The 23,896-nt window shown below is 47.5% G+C and carries 19 protein-coding genes; 8 read left to right on the top strand and 11 right to left on the bottom strand.

Annotated elements, in window-relative coordinates:
* The first annotated feature begins 93 nt into the window (after positions 1-93).
* Together ACMXI2_RS08980 and ACMXI2_RS08975 are read left to right on the top strand one after the other, a co-directional pair.
* Positions 94-3,315, top strand: a complete 3,222-nt coding sequence (locus ACMXI2_RS08980; RefSeq protein WP_483781353.1) for a SusC/RagA family TonB-linked outer membrane protein — start codon at positions 94-96, stop codon at positions 3,313-3,315.
* Between the two features lie 11 nt (positions 3,316-3,326).
* Entirely contained in the window at positions 3,327-4,712 is a 1,386-nt protein-coding gene (locus tag ACMXI2_RS08975; RefSeq protein ID WP_483781352.1) for a RagB/SusD family nutrient uptake outer membrane protein, read from the top strand.
* Between the two features lie 225 nt (positions 4,713-4,937).
* On the opposite strand, the gene uxuA is transcribed toward ACMXI2_RS08975, so the two are convergent.
* Positions 4,938-6,101 (bottom strand): mannonate dehydratase, encoded by a 1,164-nt coding sequence (uxuA, locus tag ACMXI2_RS08970; protein WP_483781351.1) that lies wholly within the window; start codon positions 6,099-6,101, stop codon positions 4,938-4,940.
* Between the two features lie 166 nt (positions 6,102-6,267).
* Here uxuA and ACMXI2_RS08965 point away from each other — a divergent pair, with 166 nt between their 5' ends.
* The 4 genes from ACMXI2_RS08965 (at position 6,268) to ACMXI2_RS08950 (ending at position 12,403) form a co-directional block, all read left to right on the top strand.
* Positions 6,268-7,308, top strand: coding sequence for a LacI family DNA-binding transcriptional regulator (locus ACMXI2_RS08965; protein ID WP_483781350.1), 1,041 nt, complete (start codon positions 6,268-6,270; stop codon positions 7,306-7,308).
* Between the two features lie 178 nt (positions 7,309-7,486).
* Positions 7,487-9,637: an alpha-glucuronidase family glycosyl hydrolase gene (locus tag ACMXI2_RS08960; RefSeq protein ID WP_483781349.1), complete on the top strand. Its 2,151-nt coding sequence runs from the start codon at positions 7,487-7,489 to the stop codon at positions 9,635-9,637.
* Positions 9,638-9,665: 28 nt separating this feature from the next.
* A complete protein-coding gene (locus ACMXI2_RS08955; RefSeq protein WP_483781348.1) occupies positions 9,666-10,415 on the top strand; it encodes an SDR family NAD(P)-dependent oxidoreductase in 750 nt (249 codons plus the stop codon).
* 68 nt (positions 10,416-10,483) lie between these two features.
* Positions 10,484-12,403: a sialate O-acetylesterase gene (locus tag ACMXI2_RS08950; RefSeq protein ID WP_483781347.1), complete on the top strand. Its 1,920-nt coding sequence runs from the start codon at positions 10,484-10,486 to the stop codon at positions 12,401-12,403.
* Positions 12,404-12,411: 8 nt separating this feature from the next.
* Here ACMXI2_RS08950 and ACMXI2_RS08945 read toward each other — a convergent pair whose 3' ends face one another.
* The 6 genes from ACMXI2_RS08945 to ACMXI2_RS08920 all read right to left on the bottom strand — a co-directional run bounded on the left by ACMXI2_RS08945 (position 12,412) and on the right by ACMXI2_RS08920 (position 17,725).
* A complete protein-coding gene (locus ACMXI2_RS08945) occupies positions 12,412-13,155 on the bottom strand; it encodes a hypothetical protein (protein WP_483781346.1) in 744 nt (247 codons plus the stop codon).
* Positions 13,156-13,160: 5 nt separating this feature from the next.
* The gene (locus tag ACMXI2_RS08940; protein ID WP_483781345.1) at positions 13,161-14,177 is read right to left on the bottom strand and encodes a bestrophin family protein; all 1,017 of its coding nucleotides are present in this window, start codon (positions 14,175-14,177) and stop codon (positions 13,161-13,163) included.
* A complete protein-coding gene (locus ACMXI2_RS08935) occupies positions 14,155-14,844 on the bottom strand; it encodes a potassium channel family protein (protein ID WP_483781344.1) in 690 nt (229 codons plus the stop codon). The genes ACMXI2_RS08940 and ACMXI2_RS08935 overlap by 23 nt, the downstream gene beginning before the upstream one ends.
* A 108-nt stretch (positions 14,845-14,952) precedes the next feature.
* Positions 14,953-15,978 carry an ABC transporter permease gene (locus ACMXI2_RS08930; protein WP_483781343.1) on the bottom strand — a complete coding sequence of 342 codons (1,026 nt, stop codon included), beginning with the start codon at positions 15,976-15,978 and terminating at the stop codon, positions 14,953-14,955.
* Positions 15,920-16,939, bottom strand: a complete 1,020-nt coding sequence (locus ACMXI2_RS08925; RefSeq protein ID WP_483781342.1) for an ABC transporter ATP-binding protein — start codon at positions 16,937-16,939, stop codon at positions 15,920-15,922. The genes ACMXI2_RS08930 and ACMXI2_RS08925 overlap by 59 nt, the downstream gene beginning before the upstream one ends.
* Before the next feature lie 6 nt (positions 16,940-16,945).
* Complete coding sequence (locus ACMXI2_RS08920) at positions 16,946-17,725, bottom strand: COG1470 family protein (RefSeq protein WP_483781341.1); 780 nt, start codon at positions 17,723-17,725, stop codon at positions 16,946-16,948.
* A 292-nt stretch (positions 17,726-18,017) separates the two neighbouring features.
* Between ACMXI2_RS08920 and ACMXI2_RS08915 the strand changes: the two genes are divergently transcribed.
* Positions 18,018-18,686 carry a 4'-phosphopantetheinyl transferase family protein gene (locus tag ACMXI2_RS08915; protein WP_483781340.1) on the top strand — a complete coding sequence of 223 codons (669 nt, stop codon included), beginning with the start codon at positions 18,018-18,020 and terminating at the stop codon, positions 18,684-18,686.
* A 152-nt stretch (positions 18,687-18,838) separates the two neighbouring features.
* Positions 18,839-19,210 carry a response regulator gene (locus tag ACMXI2_RS08910; RefSeq protein ID WP_483781339.1) on the top strand — a complete coding sequence of 124 codons (372 nt, stop codon included), beginning with the start codon at positions 18,839-18,841 and terminating at the stop codon, positions 19,208-19,210.
* A 456-nt stretch (positions 19,211-19,666) separates the two neighbouring features.
* On the opposite strand, the gene ACMXI2_RS08905 is transcribed toward ACMXI2_RS08910, so the two are convergent.
* The 4 genes from ACMXI2_RS08905 to ACMXI2_RS08890 all read right to left on the bottom strand — a co-directional run bounded on the left by ACMXI2_RS08905 (position 19,667) and on the right by ACMXI2_RS08890 (position 23,875).
* On the bottom strand, positions 19,667-20,440 hold the full coding sequence (locus ACMXI2_RS08905) for a hypothetical protein (protein WP_483781338.1): 774 nt from the start codon (positions 20,438-20,440) through the stop codon (positions 19,667-19,669).
* 32 nt (positions 20,441-20,472) lie between these two features.
* Positions 20,473-20,988, bottom strand: coding sequence for a hypothetical protein (locus ACMXI2_RS08900; RefSeq protein ID WP_483781337.1), 516 nt, complete (start codon positions 20,986-20,988; stop codon positions 20,473-20,475).
* Positions 20,989-21,245: 257 nt separating this feature from the next.
* Complete coding sequence (locus ACMXI2_RS08895; RefSeq protein ID WP_483781336.1) at positions 21,246-22,838, bottom strand: tetratricopeptide repeat protein; 1,593 nt, start codon at positions 22,836-22,838, stop codon at positions 21,246-21,248.
* A gap of 38 nt (positions 22,839-22,876) precedes the next feature.
* The gene (locus tag ACMXI2_RS08890) at positions 22,877-23,875 is read right to left on the bottom strand and encodes a PorP/SprF family type IX secretion system membrane protein (RefSeq protein ID WP_483781335.1); all 999 of its coding nucleotides are present in this window, start codon (positions 23,873-23,875) and stop codon (positions 22,877-22,879) included.
* Positions 23,876-23,896: the final 21 nt, after the last annotated feature.

Raw genomic sequence — 23,896 nt, 5'->3', positions numbered from 1 at the left:
CATTCATCTACAGTTATATAATGTATTAACACCTGCAGCATGTGCACGTGCCAGGCTATCTATTTCTAAACTCTAACTAACACTTGTCAAAAAATGATCAGACTATTAAAAAGGTACCTCTCTGTGCTTTTAGTGTTCATCTGTATGCTGCATGCCCATGCGCAGGATACAAATATCGCCGTAACTATTAAAGGTAGTGTTATGAGTGAAAGTGGCGAACCACTGCCTGGCGTGTCTGTAATGGTTAAACAGCGTAATGGCAGCGATAAGATAAATACCACCACAGATGAAAAAGGGGTTTTCAGATTGCAAGGGATGAAACCCGGCGCCTTCTATGATTTTACGTTTAGTTTTATTGGTTATGAGAACAACCTGTTAAACGGGTTCCAGGTAAAAGACGGGAACAGCAACCTGTTGCTGATCCGTATGAAAGAAGCCAGCAAAGGATTGAATGAACTGGTGGTAGTGGGTTATGGTACGCGTACAAAGAAAGAGCTGACAGGCTCCGTGTCCTCACTGCGTTCATCTGACCTGAAACAGCAGGCAGTTACCTCTTTTGACCAGGCGCTGGCCGGTAAAATGGCCGGTATCCAGGTGATGCAAACCAATGGCGCACCCGGCGGGAACGTTTCTATCCGCGTGCGTGGCGTAGGTTCCATCAGCGCCGGTAATAATCCATTATTTGTTATAGATGGCGTACCTATTACCAACGATACCCGCAACGCTTCTCCCGGTGTAAATAATTATCAGCAGCCTTTTAACCCGCTGGCATCTATTAATGTGAATGATATTGCATCCATCGATGTACTGAAAGATGCCGCATCTGCTGCCATCTATGGTTCCAGGGGATCTAACGGCGTGGTACTGATCCGTACCAAGAAAGGAGAAGCCGGTAAAATGACTGTTAATTACGACGGCAGTTACGGCCTGCAGGAAGTAAACAAGCATGTAGATGTACTCGATGCATATGATTATGCTAAACTGGTGTATGAAGGTCATAACAACGCTTACCTGGATGCCGTGCCTACCGGCAAACCAACGGACCCAAACAGTGTAAGACCACAAAATCCCTCTACGCAGATTCCACCACAAATACTTCCTTACCTGGAAGGTAAACCCGGGCTTACCAATACCGACTGGCAAAAGGAAATTTTCAGACGGGCGCCTATGCAAAGTCATACGGTTAGCGTATCCGGTGGCAACGAAAGTCTCTCCTATTATTTTTCTGCCAACTACTTTAACCAGGATGGTATTGTGATCAACAACAACTACAAGCGCTATTCCAGCCGCTTCCGCGTGGATGGCGGCTCCGGAAAATTCCGCTTTGGTGTGAACATGACGCCCTCTTATACAGATAACCATTTAGTGAATGCCGAAGGCCCCTGGTTTGCACCTAATTCCGGCGTAATTGCCCTGGCACTGGGTTATGCTCCTATTTTCCCGGTACGGAACCCGGATGGCACCTTTGCTGACTCGGTGAATGTGTGGGGATACGGACAAACCAACCAGCTGAATCCCGTGGCAGTAGCGTCCCTGGTGAAAGACCGGATCAAAAACTTTCGCTTAACGGCGAATGCCTATATGGAATATGAATTCATTAAAAATCTGAAATACCGCATTTCTGCAGGTACAGACCTGAACAGCTTCCGCAGGGATTATTACCGGCCGTCCAATTTGCCGCTTCCTTCCGGTACGCTGCCATCTGTAGCAACAGGTTTCTCTAACACGGATATGTACACCAACTGGCTTACCGAACATACGCTTACCTACAATAAAACGTTTGGTAAACATAAATTAGATATACTCACCGGGTTTACTGTACAGAAAGAAAACCAGGAACACAATACGCTTACTGCCAACAACTTCCCCACGGATATCGTTACCACCCTCAACGCGGGCCAGGTAAACGCAGGCGGTTCCAGCCTGGAACAATGGAGCCTCAATTCCTGGCTGGGCAGGGCGCAATACAGCTACGCCAACAAATATTACCTGACCGCCTCTATCAGACGCGACGGATCTTCCCGTTTCGGTATCAACCGCAAGTGGGCTTCCTTCCCCGCCATATCAGGCGCATGGCAGGTTTCCAATGAACCTTTTTTCCGCAGCGTAAAACAAATCAGTTCTTTAAAGATCAGGAGCAGTTATGGTCTTACCGGTAATTTCCAGATCCCGAACTACGGATCGCTGGCACAAATGAGTAATGCAAACAGTAACTACATCCTGGGGAACCAGACGCTGGTAAACGGAGTATCTGTTACCAGTCCGGCTAACCCCAACCTCACCTGGGAAAGTATGGCCAGCTTTGACCTGGGGTTGGAAATAGGTTTGTTTAACGAGATGTTGAACTTTACGGTTGACTATTATAATGCGAAAACCACCAAGCTGTTGCTCAACCTGCCTGTTCCCGGCGCATCCGGCTTTAGTACCTATCTGCAGAATATAGGAGCGGTAAACAATAAAGGGGTGGAAATATCACTGTCTTACAACAAAAAGATCGGGAAGGACTGGCAACTCGAAGGAAATGCCAACATTTCCTTTAACACCAATAAGGTGACCAGGCTGGGTTCTTCAGGCGCTCCTATCATTGCCACAGGCGGCACCGGCAATACTTATTTCATTACCAAAATCGGTGAAACAATTGGCTCTTACTATCTCTACGTAGCAGATGGTATTTACAAGGATCAGCGCGACCTGGACACATCCGCTAAAACCAGCAATCCTACACACGTGGGCGATCTTAAATTTAAGGATATCAACGGCGATGGGAAGATAGATGCCAGCGACAGAGCTATTGTGGGCAGCTTCCAGCCAAAATACATTTTTGGATTCAGCAATACGGTGCGTTATAAAAATGTAGATCTGAGCATTTCCATCCAGGGCAGCCAGGGTAACAAGATCCTCAATCTCTTCAGACGTTACATCGCCAATGTGGAGGGTAACTTCAATAACCTCAGCGAGGTAAAGGATCATTATGTTTCTCCGGAAGATCCGGGTAATGGCAAAGTGAACCGCGCCAACAGGCTGGCTACAGGCGGTAACGGGATCACTTCCTCCTGGCATGTGGAAGACGGATCGTATGTGAGGGTCAGGAACATTGCACTCGGCTATAACTTCCCCACCGCGCTGCTGGGCAGGGCGGGCATTTCATCTGCAAGGATCTATGGCGCCGTTCAAAACCCGTTCACCTTCTCCAAATATTCTTTATTCAATCCAGAGATCAGCAACCGTACAGAAAACGCGCTTACAGCCGGAGAGGACTACGGTTCCTACCCGCTGGCACGTACTTACATGATTGGTCTTAACGTCACTTTTTAATGCAGCAAAACATGAAAAAATATAAACTTTATCTTCCGGTACTGGTATTAATTTTTGCCTCCTGTAATAAAGAGTTCCTGGATCTCAACCCGGTGTCTACCATCGCGCCGGGCCAGTTCTTTAAAACCGCCGGCGATGCAGTAACTGCGGTAAACGGCTGTTATGCTTCGCTTGCGCAGGGCAGTCAATACGGCTCCACCTTTGAAATACTGATGGAAGCCCGCGCGGACAACTTTACAGACCAGGATCCTTCTTCCAATGCGGGTCAAAACTACCAGATCAACCGCTATTCAGATAATCCCGGCAATACCAACTTTTATAATGCATGGGTAGGCGTATATAACGGCATTTTCCGGTGCAACACATTGCTGGCTGCTATTGATGGCATCAGCATGGATGAAACATTGAAAAACCGGATTAAGGGAGAAGCGCGTTTTATCAGGGCGCTGGATTATTTTAACCTGGTTAGGTTGTGGGGAGCAGTACCATTGCTGACCACCGCCACAGATCCGGTTAATGCTGCAAGCCTTAAACGTGACGACGTAGCATCTATCTACAAACAGGTAGAAGAAGATCTCGTTTTCGCCGCCGCTAACTTACCCGCAACATACGCTGCTACAGAGTTGGGGCGTGTTACAAGCGGTGCGGCAAAAGGATTGCTGGGCAAGGTATATCTCTACCAGAAAAAATATGCCGCTGCTCAAACCGTGCTGCAGGATGTAATAAACAGTAACGTATTTACGCTGCTACCCAAAGTAGCAGATGTATTCAGCACTACCAATAAGTACAATGCGGAAATACTGTTCGCCGTACGCTATGCAAAGGGTGTAGCCAACCAGGATCATGGCTTCTGGTTCGCCAATTCACAAACGATCACGGTAGATACCACACTGCTGAAAGCCTATGACAACGCAGATCTGCGCAAACCGCTGTCGGAATCTGTTAAGCCAACCGGCAACGCCAACATGATGCCGCGTAAATTCCTGGACGAACCCATCAACGGAAACGCCGGTAACGACTTCCCGGTACTGCGCTTTGCAGACGTATTGCTGATGCAGGCAGAGATCCTCAATGAGCAGGGATATAGCGCCGCAGGCAATGCCTTCACTTACCTGAACATGATACGTACCCGCGCCGGTCTCCCGCAGCTAACAGCCACCAACCTGCCGGACCAGGCCAGCTTCCGGAATGAAATATACCGGCAACGCCGCCTGGAGCTGCCCTTTGAATGCGACCGCTGGTTTGACCTGCTGCGTACCAACCGCGCCGTTTCCGAAATACTGGCCAATAAAAAGGTGAGCCTGCCGGCCTTCCGTCTCATTTACCCCATACCACAGCAGGAAATAGATATCATGAATAACAAAGCTACCTTCCCGCAGAACCCGGGATATGATTGATAAAGCAGAAGAATGTTATAAGCGACACCGGTTACTTCTCCAGGGAGTAACCGGTGTCGTATTTTTAGCTATCCTTCACCTTAGTAATTGACAGCATGAAGACTTGCAGCATTGCTGACAGCCACGGGCCCCTACAGATTTGCAGGCAGGATTACCTTCTTGTTTTGAAAACTTTTTGTAAGAAGGCAGTGGAATAGTCTATCTATTTAGGATAACGAGGCACGGTTATAGCACGCTGGCAAGACCAATTTGCAGCCCCCGGAGTTCAGCAAGCCCCTTCAGCCGTCCAATACAGGAATAGCCCGGATAAGTGGTTTTAGCCAAATCATCCAGCATCTGGCGACCATGATCCGGCCGTACCGGCAGGGAAACATTCCGTTGTTTCATCAGCAACAACAACTCACGCACAATAGCCACCATATCAGCATCTCCATCTAAATGATCTGCCTCATAAAAGTTCCCGGACGCATCGCGCCGGGTGTTGCGCAGGTGTAGAAAATGGATGTGTGCTCCCAATCGCTGAATGATTCCGGTAAGATCATTACCGGGTCGTACGCCCAGTGAGCCGGTACAATAACACAGTCCGTTTGCCGGTGAAGGAACGGCCCGCACAATTTCAAGCAAGTCGGGTTCTGAGCTGACAACACGGGGCAACCCCAACACTGCATAAGGCGGATCATCAGGGTGTATCGCCATTTTCAGCTCCAGTTGTTCCGCCACCGGCACCACTTCTCTCAAAAAATAAAATAAGTGCTCCCGTAATGTTGATGCATTGATATCTTTATAGGTTTCCAGTGCCGCCAGAATTTCTTCCGGTGCAAAGCGACCGGTGCTGCCCGGCAGCCCCAGCAGCGCGTTCCGGAATACTTCATTTTTTTGTTCCTCCGTATGTGTATGCAGCCATTTTTCTGCCGCTTCAATTTCTGCTGCACTATAGTCTTTTTCTGCATGCCGTCTTTTTAGCATGAAGATATCAAACGCTACAAAGGCAGCGCGTTCATAACAGAGGGCCTTACTGCCGTCGGGCATGGTGTAGCTGATATCAGTACGGACCCAATCCAATACAGGCATGAAGTTATACGTAATCACCTTTATGCCGCAGGCGGCAAGGTGTTGCAGGCTTTTCTTGTAATTTTCTATATGCGCAGGATAATTACCACTGCGCCGTTTTATATCCTCACTTACGGGCAGGCTTTCTACTACCGTCCAGCTCATGCCTTCGGCTTCAATGAGGGATTTCCGTTGTTGTATTGCTGCTACCGGCCAAACGTCTCCCACCGGGATATGATGCAGCGCGGTAACTACACCTGCGCAACCGGATTGGCGGATGTCCTTTAAACTAACAATATCATGCGGCCCAAACCAGCGCATCGTTTCATGCATTAACATACAAATTATATTTTTCTGAAGATGTACCAGCCCTTTATTTGATTACTGGCTGATGGTCATGACTCGTCCTGCAAAACGAATATAGGAAAAAACAATATCTACGTAACCGATTGCATTTTTTTATTCAGAAAAAGTTCATTTCCTTTGAGCAACAAGCTGTACTGAAATGCCAGAAGACCGGGAAGTAACGATATACGACATAGCCAAATACCTGAATGTTTCGGCCGCCACGGTGAGCAGGGGGTTGAAAAACAGCCCTATGATCAGCAAAAACACCCGGAAAAAGATTGTGGAGGCTGCAAAAATGCTTGGTTATCAATCCAATACATTTGCCAGCAGTTTAAGGAGCAGGCATACCCACACGCTGGGCGTGCTGGTGCCACGCCTGAACAGTCACTTTATGTCGTCGGCACTGGCCGGCATGGAAAATGCCGCCAACCGGCATGGTTACACCCTTATTATTGCGCAATCGCTGGAAGATGTGGAGAAGGAAAAACGCAATGCGGCCACGATGTTTAATAAAAGAGTAGACGGACTCCTGATCTCCCTGTCGTCCAATGCGCAGGACATCAACCACCTGGAGCCTTTCTTTAAACGGAAAATACCGGTGGTGTTCTTCGACCGCGTGTTTCCCCATGAGGAAAGCACCTCCGTTGGCATCAATAACCACGAAGCCGCCTATAATATTACCAAACACCTGATAGGGCAAGGCTGCAAACGGATCATGCACCTGGGGGGAAATTTACTGCGGAATGTGTACCAGGAAAGACTTAACGGCTACAAGAAAGCACTGCAGGACCACAACCTGCCCTTTACGAAAAAGCTCTATTTATCCGGTACGCTTTCAGAGCAGGCAGGCGCAGATGCCGCCAGGTATATCCTGGACCTGCCTCCTGGTGAACGCCCGGATGCCGTTTTCTCCGCCAACGACACGGCCGCCGTGTATTGCATGCTGGCCCTTAAAGCGGCAGGCCTGCGCATCCCGGAGGATGTTGCCTTTGCCGGCTTTAACAACGACCCTATCAGCAGGGTAATTGAGCCCAATCTTACTACTATGGACTATTCCGGCAACAGTATAGGCGATACCGCCGCCACCTATTTGATCAACCATCTTAAAGGTATCAGCAACCTGTATACCACCGATGCCATTACACTCCGCGCGGAAATGGTTATCAGGGCTTCTTCCCTGAAAAAATTACCGGAATAGATTTTTTTTGTGATATTTACGCAACCGATTGCGAAAATAATGCGTAAAATAGGTAATTTGCTACCTTTCCGGACCCGGCACTAAAGAATTATTCCACGATTATGATGAGCAGTTCCGGCAGCATTTATCAGAAAGACATTATTGAGAAACTGATTCCATAAAATAGTTTGTCGTCTGTATGAAAAACCACACGTTATTGATTTTATGCCTCTGCTGCGTCCTTATAACAAAAGGAGAAAATGGTTATGATCTCTGGCTGAGATATAAACCTGTCGGAAATAAAACACTCCTGCAATCCTACCGCGAAAATATTACCACGATCATTACCGGCGGATCATCTGCAACGATGAACATTGTAAGCAATGAACTATCTGCAGGTTTGCAGGGTTTGCTTCAAACAACAATAGATCATGGCGCCACCGTTAACGGCCACGGCGCCATCATTGCAGGTACTCCCCGCTCCTCTCCGCTGATCAGCAACGCCGGGATTTCTGTACCACTGCAACAAGCCGGTGAAGAAGGATTCGTTATTCTCTCAAAAATACTGAATGGCAAACGGTGTATCCTCATCAGCGGTAACACGGAAAAAGGCGTGCTGTATGGCACCTTTCATTTTCTGCGGCTCCTGCAAACGGAGCAACCTGTTCAACAATTAAATATTATTTCAGCGCCCAAGATCCGTCTCCGCATGCTGGATCACTGGGATAACCCCGACAGAACCGTGGAAAGAGGCTACGCCGGCTTTTCTATCTGGAACTGGCATATGCTGCCCGGTTATATTGATCAGCGCTATATCGACTATGCAAGGGCAAATGCATCCATAGGCATCAACGGCACAGTAGTGACCAATGTAAATGCGAACGCTGTTGTGCTCACCCAACCCTACCTGGAAAAAGTAAAAGCACTGGCGGATGTGTTGCGGCCTTACGGGATCAAAATCTATCTCACCGCAAGGTTCAGCGCTCCTATGGAGATAGGCGGACTAAAAACCGCTGACCCGCTGGATGCATCCGTACAGCACTGGTGGCAGGAAAAAATAAAAGAAATATATACCTATGTTCCTGACTTCGGCGGCTTCCTGGTGAAAGCCAACAGTGAAGGACAACCAGGCCCGCAGGATTATAAACGCACCCATGCCGACGGCGCCAATATGCTCGCAGATGCTATCGCTCCTTTTAAAGGAGTAGTGATATGGCGGGCGTTTGTTTACAGCAATGAGAACCCGCTGGACCGCCATAAGCAAGCCTACGACGACTTTGTTCCACTTGATGGTACGTTCAGACCAAACGTATTGGTACAGGTGAAAAACGGGGCCATTGATTTCATGCCAAGAGAACCCTTTCACCCGTTGTTTGGCGCCATGCCCAAAACGCCGCTGATGATGGAATTCCAGGTAACGCAGGAATACCTCGGTCAGGGTACAAGCCTTGTATTCCTCGCGCCCTTGTTTAAAGAAACGCTGGAAAGCGATACCTATGCTGAAGGCAAAGGCAGCACCGTAGCAAAAGTGATCGACGGGAGTTTGGATCATCATCCTTTAACCGGCATGGCCGGCGTGGCTAATATTGGCAATGACATCAACTGGTGCGGCCATCCATTTGCGCAGGCAAACTGGTATGCACTTGGCCGTTTGGCGTGGGATCACACCATTTCCAGCGAACAGATTGCGGATGAATGGCTGCGGATGACGTATTCCAATAACCCCTGGTTTCTGAAAACCGCATCCCGGTTAATGCTGGAAAGCCGCGATATCATTGTACAATATTCCAACCCGGTAGGGCTGCATCATATCATGGGTACCAGTCACCACTACGGCCCCGCGCCCTGGGTAAATAACCAGCAACGTCCTGAATGGAACCCGGTTTACTATCACAAAGCCGACAGCGCGGGCATCGGCTTTAACCGCACAGCAACCGGCAGCAATGCGCTTGCGCAATATCAGCCGGCGGCAAGAGAACAATGGGAGAACATACACACCTGCGACGAAAAATACCTGTTGTGGTTTCATCATGTGCCCTGGAATTTCCGGATGAAAAGCGGGAAGAACTTATGGGAAGAACTATGCTATCAATACTACAAAGGCGCTGAACGCGCAGGAAAGATGCAGGATACCTGGAAAAGTTTACAGCCATTTGTAGATAAACAGCGATTTGAACAGGTAAACATGCTGCTGAAAATTCAACATACGGAAGCTATCTGGTGGAGAAATGCCTGTATCTTGTATTTCCAGACTTTCAGCAACATGCCCATTCCGGCATCATACGAACAACCAGGTAAAACATTGGAGTACTATAAAAGTCTGCGGTTCCCGTTTGCACCGGGTATTTAGCCACAGCATATTAAACCAGCGAAAGAAGATGACGGCAACAAAAAGAAAATTAGCTATTGTAACGGGCGGCGGTTCAGGCATTGGGCTGGCCATCGCTGAAAAGTTTGTGGAGCAGGGCATTGAGGTGGTGATTGCCGGAAGAAACCAGGAAAGACTGGATGCAGCCCAACAAAAACTGGGAGCGCTGTGTCATGCGATGGCATGTGACGTAACCGATCTTGCTGCCATCCCTGGTTTTGTACAGGGAGTGATTGACCGCTATGGACCGATAGATATACTGGTGAACAACGCCGGCGCCAATATGAAAAAGGATTTCACGGAAGTAACGGATGAAGACTTTCAGCACATCATCCTTACCAATCTTACGGCCGTTTTCACGATGAGCCGTGAAGTGGTAAAAAACATGCTGCAGCAGCAGGCGGGCTGCATCATCAACATCAGCTCTATGGCCGCGCAGTATGGCATCCCTAAAGTGATTGCCTATTCCGCCAGCAAAACCGCTATTGACGGGATGACCCGGGCGATGGCCGTGGAGCTGTCGCCCAAAGGCATACGGGTAAACGCCATTGCGCCGGGGTTTATTTATTCCGACATGACCGCAAAGGCATTGGACAGCGACCCGGAGAGAAAAGCAAAGGTATTTGGCAGAACGCCGATGGGAACAATGGGGCAACCTGCCGACATAGGCGAGGCTGCTTACTTCCTCACCAGTGATGCCGCAAAATTTATTACGGGCGTAGTGTTGCCCGTAGATGGCGGAAACAGTATTGGTTTTTAGCAACCCTTAACCGATGAAACGAACAATATCTTTCTTAGCAACAATTTTTAATAACGGTATATCATCGTATGAAAAAAATAATCATCATCCAGTTATTCCTCCTCGCTGCATTCAGCGGGTCCGCGCAGTTGAAATTGCCCCGGCTTATCCGCGACAGTATGATCCTTCAAAGGGATGAAAAAATAAAATTGTGGGGATGGGCAGCTGTCAATGAAAAAGTGCAGATCCGTTTCAATGGTAAAACATATCAAACCAAAGCGGATGCAAACGGCAACTGGGCGGTACATTTACCACCCACTAAAGCCGGCGGCCCGTACAACATGGAGATTACTGCGGGTAATAAAATTACCCTGCATGATATTTTGTTTGGAGATGTATGGTTTTGCAGCGGGCAGTCGAACATGGTGCATCAATTGAATATTCACGACGTAACCTATGCCGGCGAAATTGCTGCCGCGAATTACCCGCAGATCCGGCAGTTCCTGGTACCCGCGGGTACCGGCTTATCCGGCCCTCTGCCCGACTTACCTGCCGGTTACTGGAAACCTGCTATAGGAGAAGATATCAGGCCATTTTCAGCGGTAGCCTGGTTCTTTGCAAAAAAGCTCTATGAAAAATATAAAGTGCCGATAGGCATCATTAATGCCAGCGTGGGCGGCACACCGATTGAAGCATGGATGAGTGAAGAAGGTTTGAAAGCATTCCCTGCGCCAACTGCAACGATCCGGAAAAATAAAGACACCGCTTATCTCAATAGTTTCAAACGATTGCCGGCAAACACCGCCAAACCTCCGGCAGACGCAGGACTGACAGGCACTTATAAATGGTACGATGCCGCCTATATTCCTAAAGGATGGCGCAGGATCAATATTCCCGGTTACTGGGAAGACCAGGGCATTAAGGATTTGAATGGCGTGGTGTGGTACCGCAGGGAAATTGAAATCCCTGCCGCTATGGCCGGCAAACCTGCCAAAGTTTTCCTGGGACGGATCGTGGATGCAGATGAACTATACATCAACGGCAAACAGGTGGGGCGCACCACTTACCTGTATCCGCAACGCAGGTACTACGTGCCTGCGGAGGTACTGAAAGCGGGTAAAAACCTGTTTGTGGTACGTGTTACCAATAACGGCGGTAAAGGTGGTTTTGTACCGGATAAACCTTACTGTATTTTTTCAGGTACGGACACCATTGATTTAAAAGGCGACTGGCACTATAAAGTGGGCGCGGCTTTTCCGCCAATGCCCCGCGAAAATTTTACAGGGAACATCAACCGGCAAAATCAACCGGCGGCATTGTATAACGCGATGGTATTTCCGGAACTCAATTATACTATAAAAGGATTTTGCTGGTACCAGGGCGAGAGCAATGCCGGTGAACCCAAACTGTACGCAAAACTGTTACCGGCCCTGATCAGCGACTGGAGAACTGCATGGAGCCAGGGGCCGCTCCCCTTTCTCTATGTACAGCTGCCGGGGTTTATGGATTATACCTATTTGCCAACAGAAAGCAGCTGGGCCATGTTCAGAGAGTCACAATTCAAGGCGTTGTCTGTTCCCAATACGGCGATGGCGGTAGCCATTGACCTGGGCGAATGGAACGACATTCATCCTGATAATAAAAGAGACGTGGGCGAACGCCTGGCCGTTGCCGCCATGAAAGTGGCCTATAAAGAAAATATTACCTCCAGCGGTCCGCTTTATCAATCATCCGTGGTGGAAGGGAATAAAATGGTTGTTAGCTTCACCGATACCGGCAGTGGATTGATCACCAATGACGATGAGATGCCCTCCACCTTTGAGATTGCAGGCGCTGATAAAAAATTTGTATGGGCCGGTGCGAAAATAGAAGGTAATAAAGTTATAGTATGGAGTGATGAAATCAGTGTACCCATGTACGTTCGTTATGCGTGGTCCGACAACCCGGTGAACCCTAATTTATATAACCGGGAGCAACTGCCTGCATCCCCCTTCAGAACGGATGAGTAAGGGAGGCATTATTCATAATATTCTTTCATCAGGCTTCTTCTTTCTTTTGTTTCAAGGTTAATGTAATCAAATTTTTTGTATTGACAGAATGAGCCCATATCCTTGTCGCCATTAATAAAAATGGCGCCTGCCAGAATCACGTATTTACATGGATAGCCGGTTTCCTTCACCAGCACTTCTATGCGTTGGTCAATGGCTTCGTACATTACTTCCGTGGCTTCAAATACCTGGTTCTTTGCGGTGGTGATGCGGTATTTGTTATGCAGAAAAATCTGTTCAATGGTGTTCATCTGGAAATCCAGGGAACTGATATTACCATCGATGATTTCGTTGTTTAACAGTTTGTTCAACGCTCCTTTGGCAGCCCCACAGCAGGCGGAGTTTTTGGATTGCCCGATACGGCTGATTTCACCAATGGCGCCATCCTGAGTGATACCGATGTGCGGCGCATAGAAGATGATTACCGCGCCGTTTTCCGGTACGTGGTGGGCAAATGCGTTCATTCCCGTAATGCCGGCAAAAGGGAAGCCGTCCAATCCGCCGAGATGAAATGGTCCAAGCATTTCGTATGCCCGTGGGGGGTACTGTATGGCATTCACATCATCGCAACACATACTATCGGCATGCATCAGTTGATGCGGCTTTAAGTCCAGGTGTTTTTCAATCGTATCCAGTAAACGGTTAACCGTATCTATGGAAGTCAGCGCCCGGGGATACCATTTTCTCACGGTATTAAGATGCTCGTTATTCATATTTATTACATTAAGATGTTATTAATAGCGGTGATGGGAGCAGGTAAATCTTTCCGGCCCATTATTTCTCTTAGATCTATTTCAATATTCCGGCTGATCTGTGTAATGGGGACGTCATTGGCATTTCCTTCAAAAGGATTTTCTGTACTTTCTCCTATTTGTTCCAATACCAGGAATACCCAACCAATCAATACACTGAAGGGGATGGTGAGCCAGATAATGCCGTCTCCGAGTTTTTCTCCCAGCTTTGAAAATTCGCCGATAAAGCCTAAAGGCAACAAGGCACAAAAGGCAATGGTAAAATAAAGGTTGATGCTGGAGAACTGCCGTGGATACGGGAAGTTTTTGATGCGTTCTGCTTTACCCTGGTGATCGTATAAATCTCTTAACTGATTTTCCAGGGCAACATAATTATAATCTGAAATATTGGCGGCTTCATTCAAACTTCTCAAATGTGCTGATTGAAGGGCAATGATCTGGGTAGCCCTGTTTTTGGACGACAGTATCTGCTGCCGTTCTTCTTCCGGCAAAAACGCTTTTAATTCTTCTTCCAAACTGCTTTCCCATTCCGGTACTTTATAGTATTTCAGGTATGCGCGGTTATAGCTTCTTGTTTTTACATTCTCCCAGCTTTTTATTTCCCGTAACTGGAAACGAAGTGCTGTAAGCCATGCAAAATGGCGATAGATGATTTGCTGATGTAATGCAGCTTCCTGGTTTTTGTCTGTTACTCTTATAAAATCCCTTATCATGATGCCAAATGCGCGGCTGCTGTTTATGATGGCTCCATATATCTGCCGGGCTTCCCAGGTACGGTTATAGGTTTGTGTATTTCTGAACCCGGAGATGAAAGCTGCGGCGGTACCCAGCAATGCCACCGGCACCCAGGGAATAGCGAGCCATTTCCAGTTAAAAAAATAAAATAACAACGTAGGAACAATACTTAAAACAAGCATTGTGTAAATCTTCGTTTGTGTCCACGGAATGAAGTGTTGTAATTTATAACGGCTTGCTGTGTTCATCTGTGCTATTTTTTGAAGAAAATTTACTGATGATTATTCCTACCAGTACCACGGTATAAAACTGTCCTGCAATACCAAAAACGGAGGTGATCAGCTTTGTATAATGCGCACTGGGTGTAATGTCTCCATAACCGATACTTGTTAAGGTAATACTGCTGAAATAAACCAGATCGATATAAGTGGCGGCAGGGTTTGACATATCAATCCCTTTGAATGATGCGGGGTTCTGGTACAGGAAATACTGCAACAGGAAAGTAGATATTTCAATCAGCAACAAATAACCACAGGCGGAAGCAGAAATGATGTCGGCATTGATGTAGCCCGGCCTGATAAGGAATCCGACTATCTGCCAGAAGATAAAAGTAAAAAAAATGACGTAGGCCACATTGAGAAAAAGGAAATACCCGGGATAGCGGCCAAAAATCCGCAACCCGATGGGTAAAGCCAGTACAAGCAGGAACAGGGCATTCCGGGTGATATTTTTCCATTCGCCTTTTCCAATAAAAACGCCCACGCTTGCCAGGCCCAGGATAAGCATATTGATTGGCCAGATTACTTCTGTATAAAAGGGCAGGTCTTTTAAAAAGATACCAATAAATAAATGCTGCATCAGTGCAATGAGCAACACTTCATATTTATACTTCTGTAAGAATTGTTTTACGATCATCAGCATAATGCTTATCTAATGTCCGGATGGCGGCTGTTCACTTGCTACTGACGATAAATATAAATTAAAAATCAAAGTCTCCCAACTTAATAATCTCTTCCCGGATACTCAGGTACGTATTTCTCTCCGCATAAAAAGATAATAAGAAAGCGCAAAGCACACCACGGTGGCTGCAATCAAACCGCTTACCTGCGGCCATACCACCAGCAGGCTTTCCCGCACGGAAAGCGGTGAAGGAATAGCCCCGGCCATCTGCTCCATTGTGAGAGGCCCCAGGCTGCGGACAGAAGGCATCAGCAATGTGGTAGTGGCATCCGTATACAGCTGGCTTGGTATAAAGCGCAGGAAGGTTAAGATGATCCTGTTGTAAGCCAGCAACTGGTCCTGGCTCAGCACATCAGGATCGGGCAGGAATGCCTTTACGATGATATTCAGCAACACCTGGTAGAAGACTGTAAAGAACAGCCAGATGGCGATGGCCGTTAACGCGGAGGTAGCCGTTTGCCGGAACTTTACAGACAACAGGATGGAAAGGTTAAGCCAGAACGATACATAGATAACGCTTAACACCACAAAACACCCGATACGCATCACCTCCGAAGGCTCTATCCTTACCCCGGTAATAATGAGGCCGCCGCCGATCATCAGTAAGTTCAATGACAGGAAAAGGGTGCTGACCACCATCAGCGAGGCCACAAATTTTGCATTGATCACCGAATCGCGGTAAACCGGTTGCGCCATCAGCCGGATGAGGGTGCCGTTGGATTGTTCGGAGTTAATGGCATCGAAGCCAAGACTAATCCCCAGCAACGGCCCCAGGAAACCAACAAATACGTGGAAGGGAGGAAGTGTGCCATCCGTTGTGGTGAGTAACTTCAGGTATAGAAACAACCTGTCGGGATCCCCCGCATTTGAAACCGCCTTGCTGATATTGGTCAAAGACACATACATAGAGCCCAGGAACGTAAGCAGTATCAGCAAAGCTAAAATGATAAATCGCCAGCTGCGTACCTGGTCGGCTACTTCCTTGCGCACCATCACAAAAAATGGATTCGTTGCGCTGCTTTGTTTTTTCTCAACGTTTTTTGAACCTGCCGAAAAAGGACCGTTGAAATAAGCCACCTGACTTTTCATTGGATGTATTTTCCTTTAAATTATTTTCAAAATATTGCTGATAGATTTCATCGAGGCCATAGCTTTTCTGTTGTACACCGGTAACATCAAAACCTTTGCCTACAAAGAAACGTACAATGCCGGGCGTAATATCTTCCTGGCCGGAGATCTCCACTACTGCCCCATCGACAGTTACTTTACTCACCGCCTGCATTTGCAGGAGTTCCTTTTCCAATGTGCCCGTATCGCCAACCGGTGTTTTTACGGTTACCTGCACCACATAGGGCGCAGCCTGGAATAAGTTGGCGGCCAGCGTTTCAATATTGCCTTCCGCCAGTAACCGTCCTGCTACGAATATGCCTACACGATTACACACCTGTTGCACCTGGTGGAGATGGTGGGACGACAGCAATATGGTGAGGCCCTGACGCTCGTTTAATTGCCTGATGAGTTCCAGGAAATCCCGGACGCCTGTAGGATCAATACCCAGCGTAGGTTCGTCGAGGATAATCACTTCGGGCTGTTTGATCAGTACTTCCGCCAGGCCGAGCCGCTGTTTCATACCGCGGGAGAAGGCGCCTGTTTTTTTATGTATGGCTGCGCCGAGGCCCACTTCCTCCAGCATATTCCGCGCAACGTCTGTCACTTCTGTTTCAGGAATGCCATTGAGCCGCCCAATGTAGGCAAGGTTTTCCAATGCGGTTAATTCATTGTAGAAACCAACGCTGTCCGGCATATACCCAACCTTGCGTTTTACCGGGATAGGATTCCGGGAGGCGTTGATGCCGCAGATACGCGCCTCACCTGCAGAGGGTTCTGTGAGGCCGAGGAGCATTAATATGGTGGTTGACTTGCCGGCGCCATTAGGTCCGAGCAGCCCGAATATTTCGCCTTTCCCGATGGACAGATGCAGGTTGTCCACGGCCTTTAAAGAGCCGTAGTATTTGGTCAGCCCATTCATTTCAATAATTGGATGTTCCATAAGCTGCTATCTCCTGCCATATTTACGGATAAGGTAATAAACGGCGCCAAGTGCAGCCACTATCACCAGTATGCCCAGCCATCCTGTGAGCGCAGATGTTTTTACCGTCATGCGGAAAGCTGCCGTAGCGGAGGCATTGGGGTTTTTAACAGCAAAGTTTGTAACATAATCGCCTGCGAGCGTTTTATCGGGCACGCTCAGTGTGGCGATCACCTCTGCATCTTTTCCGGGTTCCAGGCGGGTAATAGTGGAAGGAACAAAAGCGGCTTCCCATTGCGGAGGCGCCTGCCCGGAGAGGTCGAGATTGTCGAGCGTAATAGTGCCCGTATTCTTCACCAGCAGGTGGATCTCTTTCCGGTTTCCTTCGGTTACTTCATCGCTGAGCCGTCCGGATGGCGTGGTGAGTGTTACCGTGTAGGCGCCCTTCACTACTGCCTCGAGGTTTAACCGGGCAGAATCTGTTCCGGTAACAGCCAGCACCGGGATATTGTATTTACCGGGTTTTGTTTCTATAGCAGGATTAATTTCCAGGGTGATGTCCTGGGTCTTTTCTGAATCGATATTCAGCGACGTTACCTGTACGCCTTCCACTTTGAAGGATGAACTCCATCCGGGAGGCAGGCCTGCAGAAAGTTGATAGACACGGGATGCGGCAGATCCGTTATGAAGCCTGGTGTTGTAGGTAAACGTGGTATTGGTAGCGGCTTCAATGTTGATGAGCCTTGCCGTAAAAGGTGGTGACAAATGATTGTTTACCTGGGCAAGTCCCTGTTTACTGCATAACATGGATACAAGAAAAAAACAAAAGAGAAAAGGCGGATTCAGCTTAATCCGCAAGCGATGGTGGTTGTTCCGTGCTGACATTGCTAACATTAGATTAATAAATAATAATTATATTCTGATGAAATAATAGCTATTTACTTCTCCATACAGCGGTGGAGAATAGTGATCCGATGTTTCTAAACGGCCGTCAATTTAGTAAGAAATATTAAATGCAATTGCAAAAAAAATGTGAAAATTACGGGGTAGATTGCGGGTGCTGCATCTGCAAGTCTTCTTCTTAAACCTGATAATAAAAATGCCGAAGACCCACATTTCTGTTTATTATAGTTGTTATGATACCCCATTGCCGGCAGACACTTTCAGCCGGCTGGTGTCCGTGCTGCCTGAAGATACCAGGCCGGGTATATACCGGTACAAACGTTGGGAAGACGCGCATGCTGCTTTGCTGGGAAAGCATTTGTTGCAATACGCTTTCCGGCGCCAGCACCTCAACTGTACCCTTTCTGATATCGGATACACTCGCTACAAACGCCCGTTTATTAAAGGGGCGCCCGATTTCAATATTTCCCATTCCGGTAATATTGCCGTATGTGCCATTGCCGGCAAAGGATATGTGGGTATTGATATTGAAAAGCCCATTCCGCTGCACGTTGAAGATTTCCACCAGCAGTTTGCCCCGGAAGAATGGAACGCCATCCTTAATGATCCGGCGGCGCCTGAAATTTTCTACCGGTACTGGACCCGGAAAGAGGCGGTATTAAAAGCCGCCGGCACCGGTTTGAATGAAGAACTGCATCAGCTGAATATCATGGAGGATACCGTTTCCTATCATCAGCACACCTGGCAACTGAACCCCGTAACCATCATGCCCGGCTATATCTGTCACCTGGCATCGGGTGAAATGAATACTGTTATTAATACCCATGCCGTGAGTATCAGTGAACTGGTATCGATGTACGTGTAACACCCCGGTGTGTAGCATATCATCTCCACAAAACACTTAAAGCCATACCTTTATCATCCTCTTTAAATAATTGATATTCAAACATCAGGAAAATAGGCTGCTTTTTTTGGTGCGGTATTGGTTTAAGTACCTGCACATCAAATCGTATTGCTATGACCAGGAAGATCCTCATCACAGAAAGCGATGTTGATACAAAATTGCTTTTATCATCATTGCTTAAAAGGCATTACCAGATATTTTTTTTGAATGATGCAAAGCTTTTATTGGAGGGTTCATTTGAGAAACCAGATCTGTTTATCTTAAACAGCCAGTTACCGGATGTTGGTGTACAGGAAGTATGCAGGCGCCTGAAATCAGGCTTTGACACCAGGCAAATACCCATACTGATCATTTCCGCATCGGAAGATATTGATTCCGTTATGGAAGCATGTCCGGGTGATGATTTTATCAGGAAACCATTCTCAGGGTTTGAATTACTGGCGAAGGTGCATGGCGCCATTAATACAAATATTACCAGCAAATAATTAAGCTGTTTTGTATGAGCTATAAAGCTAACGAATCATTAGCTTTATAGCTTTTTTTATGCTATGCTTTCTGGCAGGGACAGGTCCAGGCATACCAAACCACCAGGGACAGGAAAATCATGAGGCCTGGATTTGAACAGGATCAGGCTGATTATACTGATTAGTTTACTTTGGGATAGCCGGGGAGCTACGGTGAGATAGGGGGAGATACGAAGCAGGATTAGCTTTAACGTGCTTTCAGGGTGGACTTGATCAGGAGTTGTCTTTTAGATAAGATGCTTTCAATAAACCGGTAAAAAGGAGACTAAAAATGTAGTTTTCGGGGAGAATTTTTGTAGATATAGCGTATCCGCCTATTGAGAACCGGGTGATTTGGCACTTATGCGCATAACGATTCACGAAGAAAGCTGCTTCGTTGTCAAAAAAAAACATTTCCGATGAGAACAAAAAGCTGCTTCACTCGCGCTGCCTTTGAACCTCCGGGTGTTTGGGGCGGGGAATACTGCAATGGGGTTCTGGCTGAAGGGACAATAGCTTTCTTACATCCGGAACGCCATTGGCCTTGAAACGTTTTTGTCTGGTGGCCGCCGGCGGCAATACAGCCATTATATCCGCGGCAAAGAAGCGGCGGTTTCCTGTTGCATCTGTTCCTTTAAAGCTTCTTACCTGTAAGATGACCAGCAGCGTTCCTTTTCCCGGGGTAGCGGTTTCCAGCTCCATGCCGCTGAAAGGCTGGTTTAAGCCGATGGTGGCTGTTGTGCTGCTATGGCCTGTGATGCGCCGCTCTGTAAAACTGATACGTACAGCGGTAACGGTGATTTCCAGGTGGGAGAAATTTTCCTGCGATGGTAAAGTTTGCGCTGGTATGTACACCACTCCGTGTTGCGACACCACCGGCTGATGACAGAAGAACTGCTCTGTACCGGTATGGCGGTTTATACGAAACCCTTCGATGCCACGGAGCGATTCACTGTTTGTTTGTATCAACGCTTTGTTCAGGCGGTTAACAAGCGAGCCGTCGTGGTGAATATGCAGCTGTGGGACGATGGCCCGCCGGATCAGTTTTCCTTTCCTGCTGGCGGCGCCAAAATTCCGTGAAGCCTGCCGGGTAGCGGCGGTTTGCCGTACTGCTTCCGGCAGGGTGCGAACGAAATAGTTTCCGTTCCTCCGGTATCCGATGATATTGCCCAGCTTACCGGTAAAGCGGAGCAACCCTGTTTGTTTTGCCATAGAGGTTAACTTTTGTTTTAAAATGAGAAAAACTAGTCTTTTTTGCCATGTCCTTTTCCGTTATTACCCTTGTTGCCTTTGTCTTTATAGCCCTTATTATCTTTTCCTTCTTTGTATTTACCATTCTTTGGATGTCCTTTTACCACGTAATATTTTTCATCGTTGCTGTAACGGATGATCTGCTGTTTGCCATAGTTACCTTTATACCTTCCGTATTTGCTGCGGTACACATCCGGATGAAGGTATGGTTTAGGTTCATTGACTACTACCTTATATCCCCTGTTTAAATCGTAATGGTAGCTGGCCGGTAAAGACGGTGCAAAGATCCATCGTCCGCCGTTGAGGTATATAAAGCGTCGTTCGGGCACGTAATAGTAGGCATCCACATCGGGCAGATAATAGTATTCTGCATAATCGTAACCAACAGGGCCCCATAAAGGCTGGCTGCCAATATTAACGTTTACATTTACCCTTACCTGCGCATAGCCGTTATTTCCAATGAACAAACCGGCTATGGCCAAACAAGTGACTATCAATATCTTTTTCATGACCTTGTTATTTATAACCGTGTAGAGTCAAATGGAATGCCAATTTGCAGAACCCGTTAACGGGAGGCGGTTTTTACGGATGAAGCAGCTTCCGGCCCAGGTGGTAGAAAAAACAGAGCTGTCTGGAAAGACAGCTCTCTACCATAATGCTATTCCTCAAATTGCCGTATGCTATGTACAACAATTTGTTATTTTCCTGAGGCCGCGCAATGAATAAAAGTTACAGTTACATGATTTATTATTGAGTTGATTGGTGACTATGGTTTAGCGGGGCAAAGGGATTTCTGAAGGGTGACAGGTCCTTTTACGCCACGGGTATTAAACTCGAGGCTGTCGCGCACCACGCCTCCCTGGTAGCTTCTGATCACATAATCCGTTTCTTCCTGTAACATGGCATCAAACCGGCCATCGGGGCCGGGTACAAAGCACCAGCCGATGTTCCGTTGCCTGTTATACAGATACACGCAGGGGAATCTCAGTTGCGGACAAATGCTGCCTTCCAGTTTGATGGTAAGCATAGGCACTGCTGTAAGCGGTGTGTATGGTTGTGGAAGCTGCATGTAATAAATATCATCATCTCCCCTTCCATCCGCACGGTTGGAAGATAACAGCGCATTGGGTCCGTGGGTGATGTAATAAAAATCGTCACCGGGTGAGTTACGGGGGGAGCCCAGGTTTTCCGGTTTAGACCATTGATCTTTTGATCCTTCTGCCTTGAACAGATCGAAGCCTCCCATCCCTAGGTGGCCTTTACTGGAGAAATACAGATGGTCTTCTTCATCGATGGTGGGGAACTGTTCATCTTCCGGGGTATTGACGGCATCGCCGCAGTTCATAGGCGTTCCTAAAGTGCCGTCAGCCTGTCTTACACAATACCAGATATCGGTACCTCCTTTTCCACCCGGCATATCAGAAGCGAAGTAAAGAATATGATTATCCCTGCTGAGGGCAGCATGTCCTACTGAATACTGATCGGGTTTGTTATAGGGGAAAGAGGTAGCGGGCTGCCATGCGCCGTCTTTGTTGACAGAGCGGTACATCATGAGCCGCCGGGTACCATACAATGGCCAGTGTTTTACTTTTTTCAGATGGGGTTTGGAAGGGTCTGTGACGGTGAATATCACGGTATCATAGCTATTGGTAAATACCAGTGGTCCTACGTGATATTTAAACCTGTTCAGTACCGGCGACAGATCCCTGATCCTGATAGCGCCGTTGCTCAGGGTGTCCTGTGCGTATAGTTTTGCCTGGTCCTGTAGGGTCCATCCGTAGGATTGTTTGTTGCGGCGGCTCCGGCTGTCCAGTTCATCTTTACGTAAGGTATCTGACGTGAACAGGATATTATTTTTAAAATAGACGCCACCCCATTCCGCGTAAGTGCTATTGATGCTGCGGGCATTTTTTATGATGTGACCGGTGGGATGTGCTTTCCACATCATGGCAGCTTCGCAGCCGGCGATCCTGTCCTGCGCCATTGGCTGCGAGCCACCTTTTTGTATGTATTGATTATACTGTGTTTTTGCGTCTTCGTAGCGGGCGAGGCTTTTGAGCATATCGCCATAGTACAGGTAGTTTTCCACTTTAGTGTCTGTACCGGCGGTTACCTTTGCATAGGTATCTGCGGCATCCTGGTACTGATTCATTTTGCGGTAGCAGGTAGCGAGGTTTTGCAGCAGATCAGGATCGGCTTTTTTCCGGTGACGGAGGATATCTTCGTAGCGGATAGCAGCTTCGCCATATTCATAACGCATGAAATATTCATCTGCCACCCTTCTCATAGGCTTCTGCTCCTGTCCCCAAACGTTCAACAGCATCAATGCCCCAATTATAGTAAGGAGAATTTTCTTCATATTGGTACAATTTGTCTGATAAATGAATGAATACAGTATTAGAAATACCTCGGACTTAATGTTCTTACCAGGTTTTTCCTGGATGGGAAAGCGAAGCCTATGGATATCTCGTGTGAGCCTCCCGCGTAATTGGAAAGGCCGTTGTAGGTATGATCGTATGCATAGCCTATCCTGATGGTTTCTGTTGCAAAAAATTCAACGAGGAAGCTAACGGCGTCTTGTTTGCTCAGGTTGTTCTGCAGATGGGGTTTGTCCCATATCTGCACACCGGTTCTCCAGGAGGCGCCTACCCACACTCTTTCTGCCAAAAGGAAAGAGGCGTTCAGGTCGAAATTGGTGGGGCCTTTAAAATCTTCTTTCACCAGAAAGGAAGGTTTAAAAGATACCTGTTCTGACAAGGGCCACATGGCGCCTGCGGTGAGATAGTAATGTCTTGTTTTCCGGATCGTGGAGTAATCATTTCCATTCCAGTTGTAGCGGGTACCGTCTGTAATGGTAGACATGAGGTCCATTACAGAGAGTCCTGCATAATATTTTGGTGTGAAATAATACACGCCGAAACGAAAATCCGGGATAATTTTATTCACTTTTCCCTGTGGCAGTGCCACGTCGTTATCATCGCCGTATTTTAAGGTAGTTCCATCTATTGAATATTGGGAGAAGCCTCCGCCGAGACCGATGCAGATGCGTCTGTCGCCAGTTTCGTCCAATGGTATTCTATAGGCGTAGCTTCCGTAGAGCGACAGCGTATTTTGCGGCCCCAGTTTATCGTACATAAACTGGAGGCCGAGTCCTACCCTGTTTTCAGGAGCATTTGTAACGCCATCGAGAGATGCGGAGCCCGTTTTAGGGGCTCCGGGGAAACTGGTCCATTGGTCGCGGTACGTTGCGTTCACATACCACATCTCTTTATAGCCTGCATAAGCAGGGTTCACGCTCAGGCCGTTGAATGCGTACTGACTGAACTGAAGGTTTTGCTGTGCGTGTGCGGCAAAACTTATTATTACAATTATTGCGATGATGATTACCTTTTTCATAGAATAATTTTTAGTGTTGTG

This window comes from Chitinophaga sp. G7 BAM 1005 (assembly GCF_057126945.1).
Note: the sequence above shows the minus strand (reverse complement) of the source record. Positions and strands in the feature narration are given on the sequence as shown.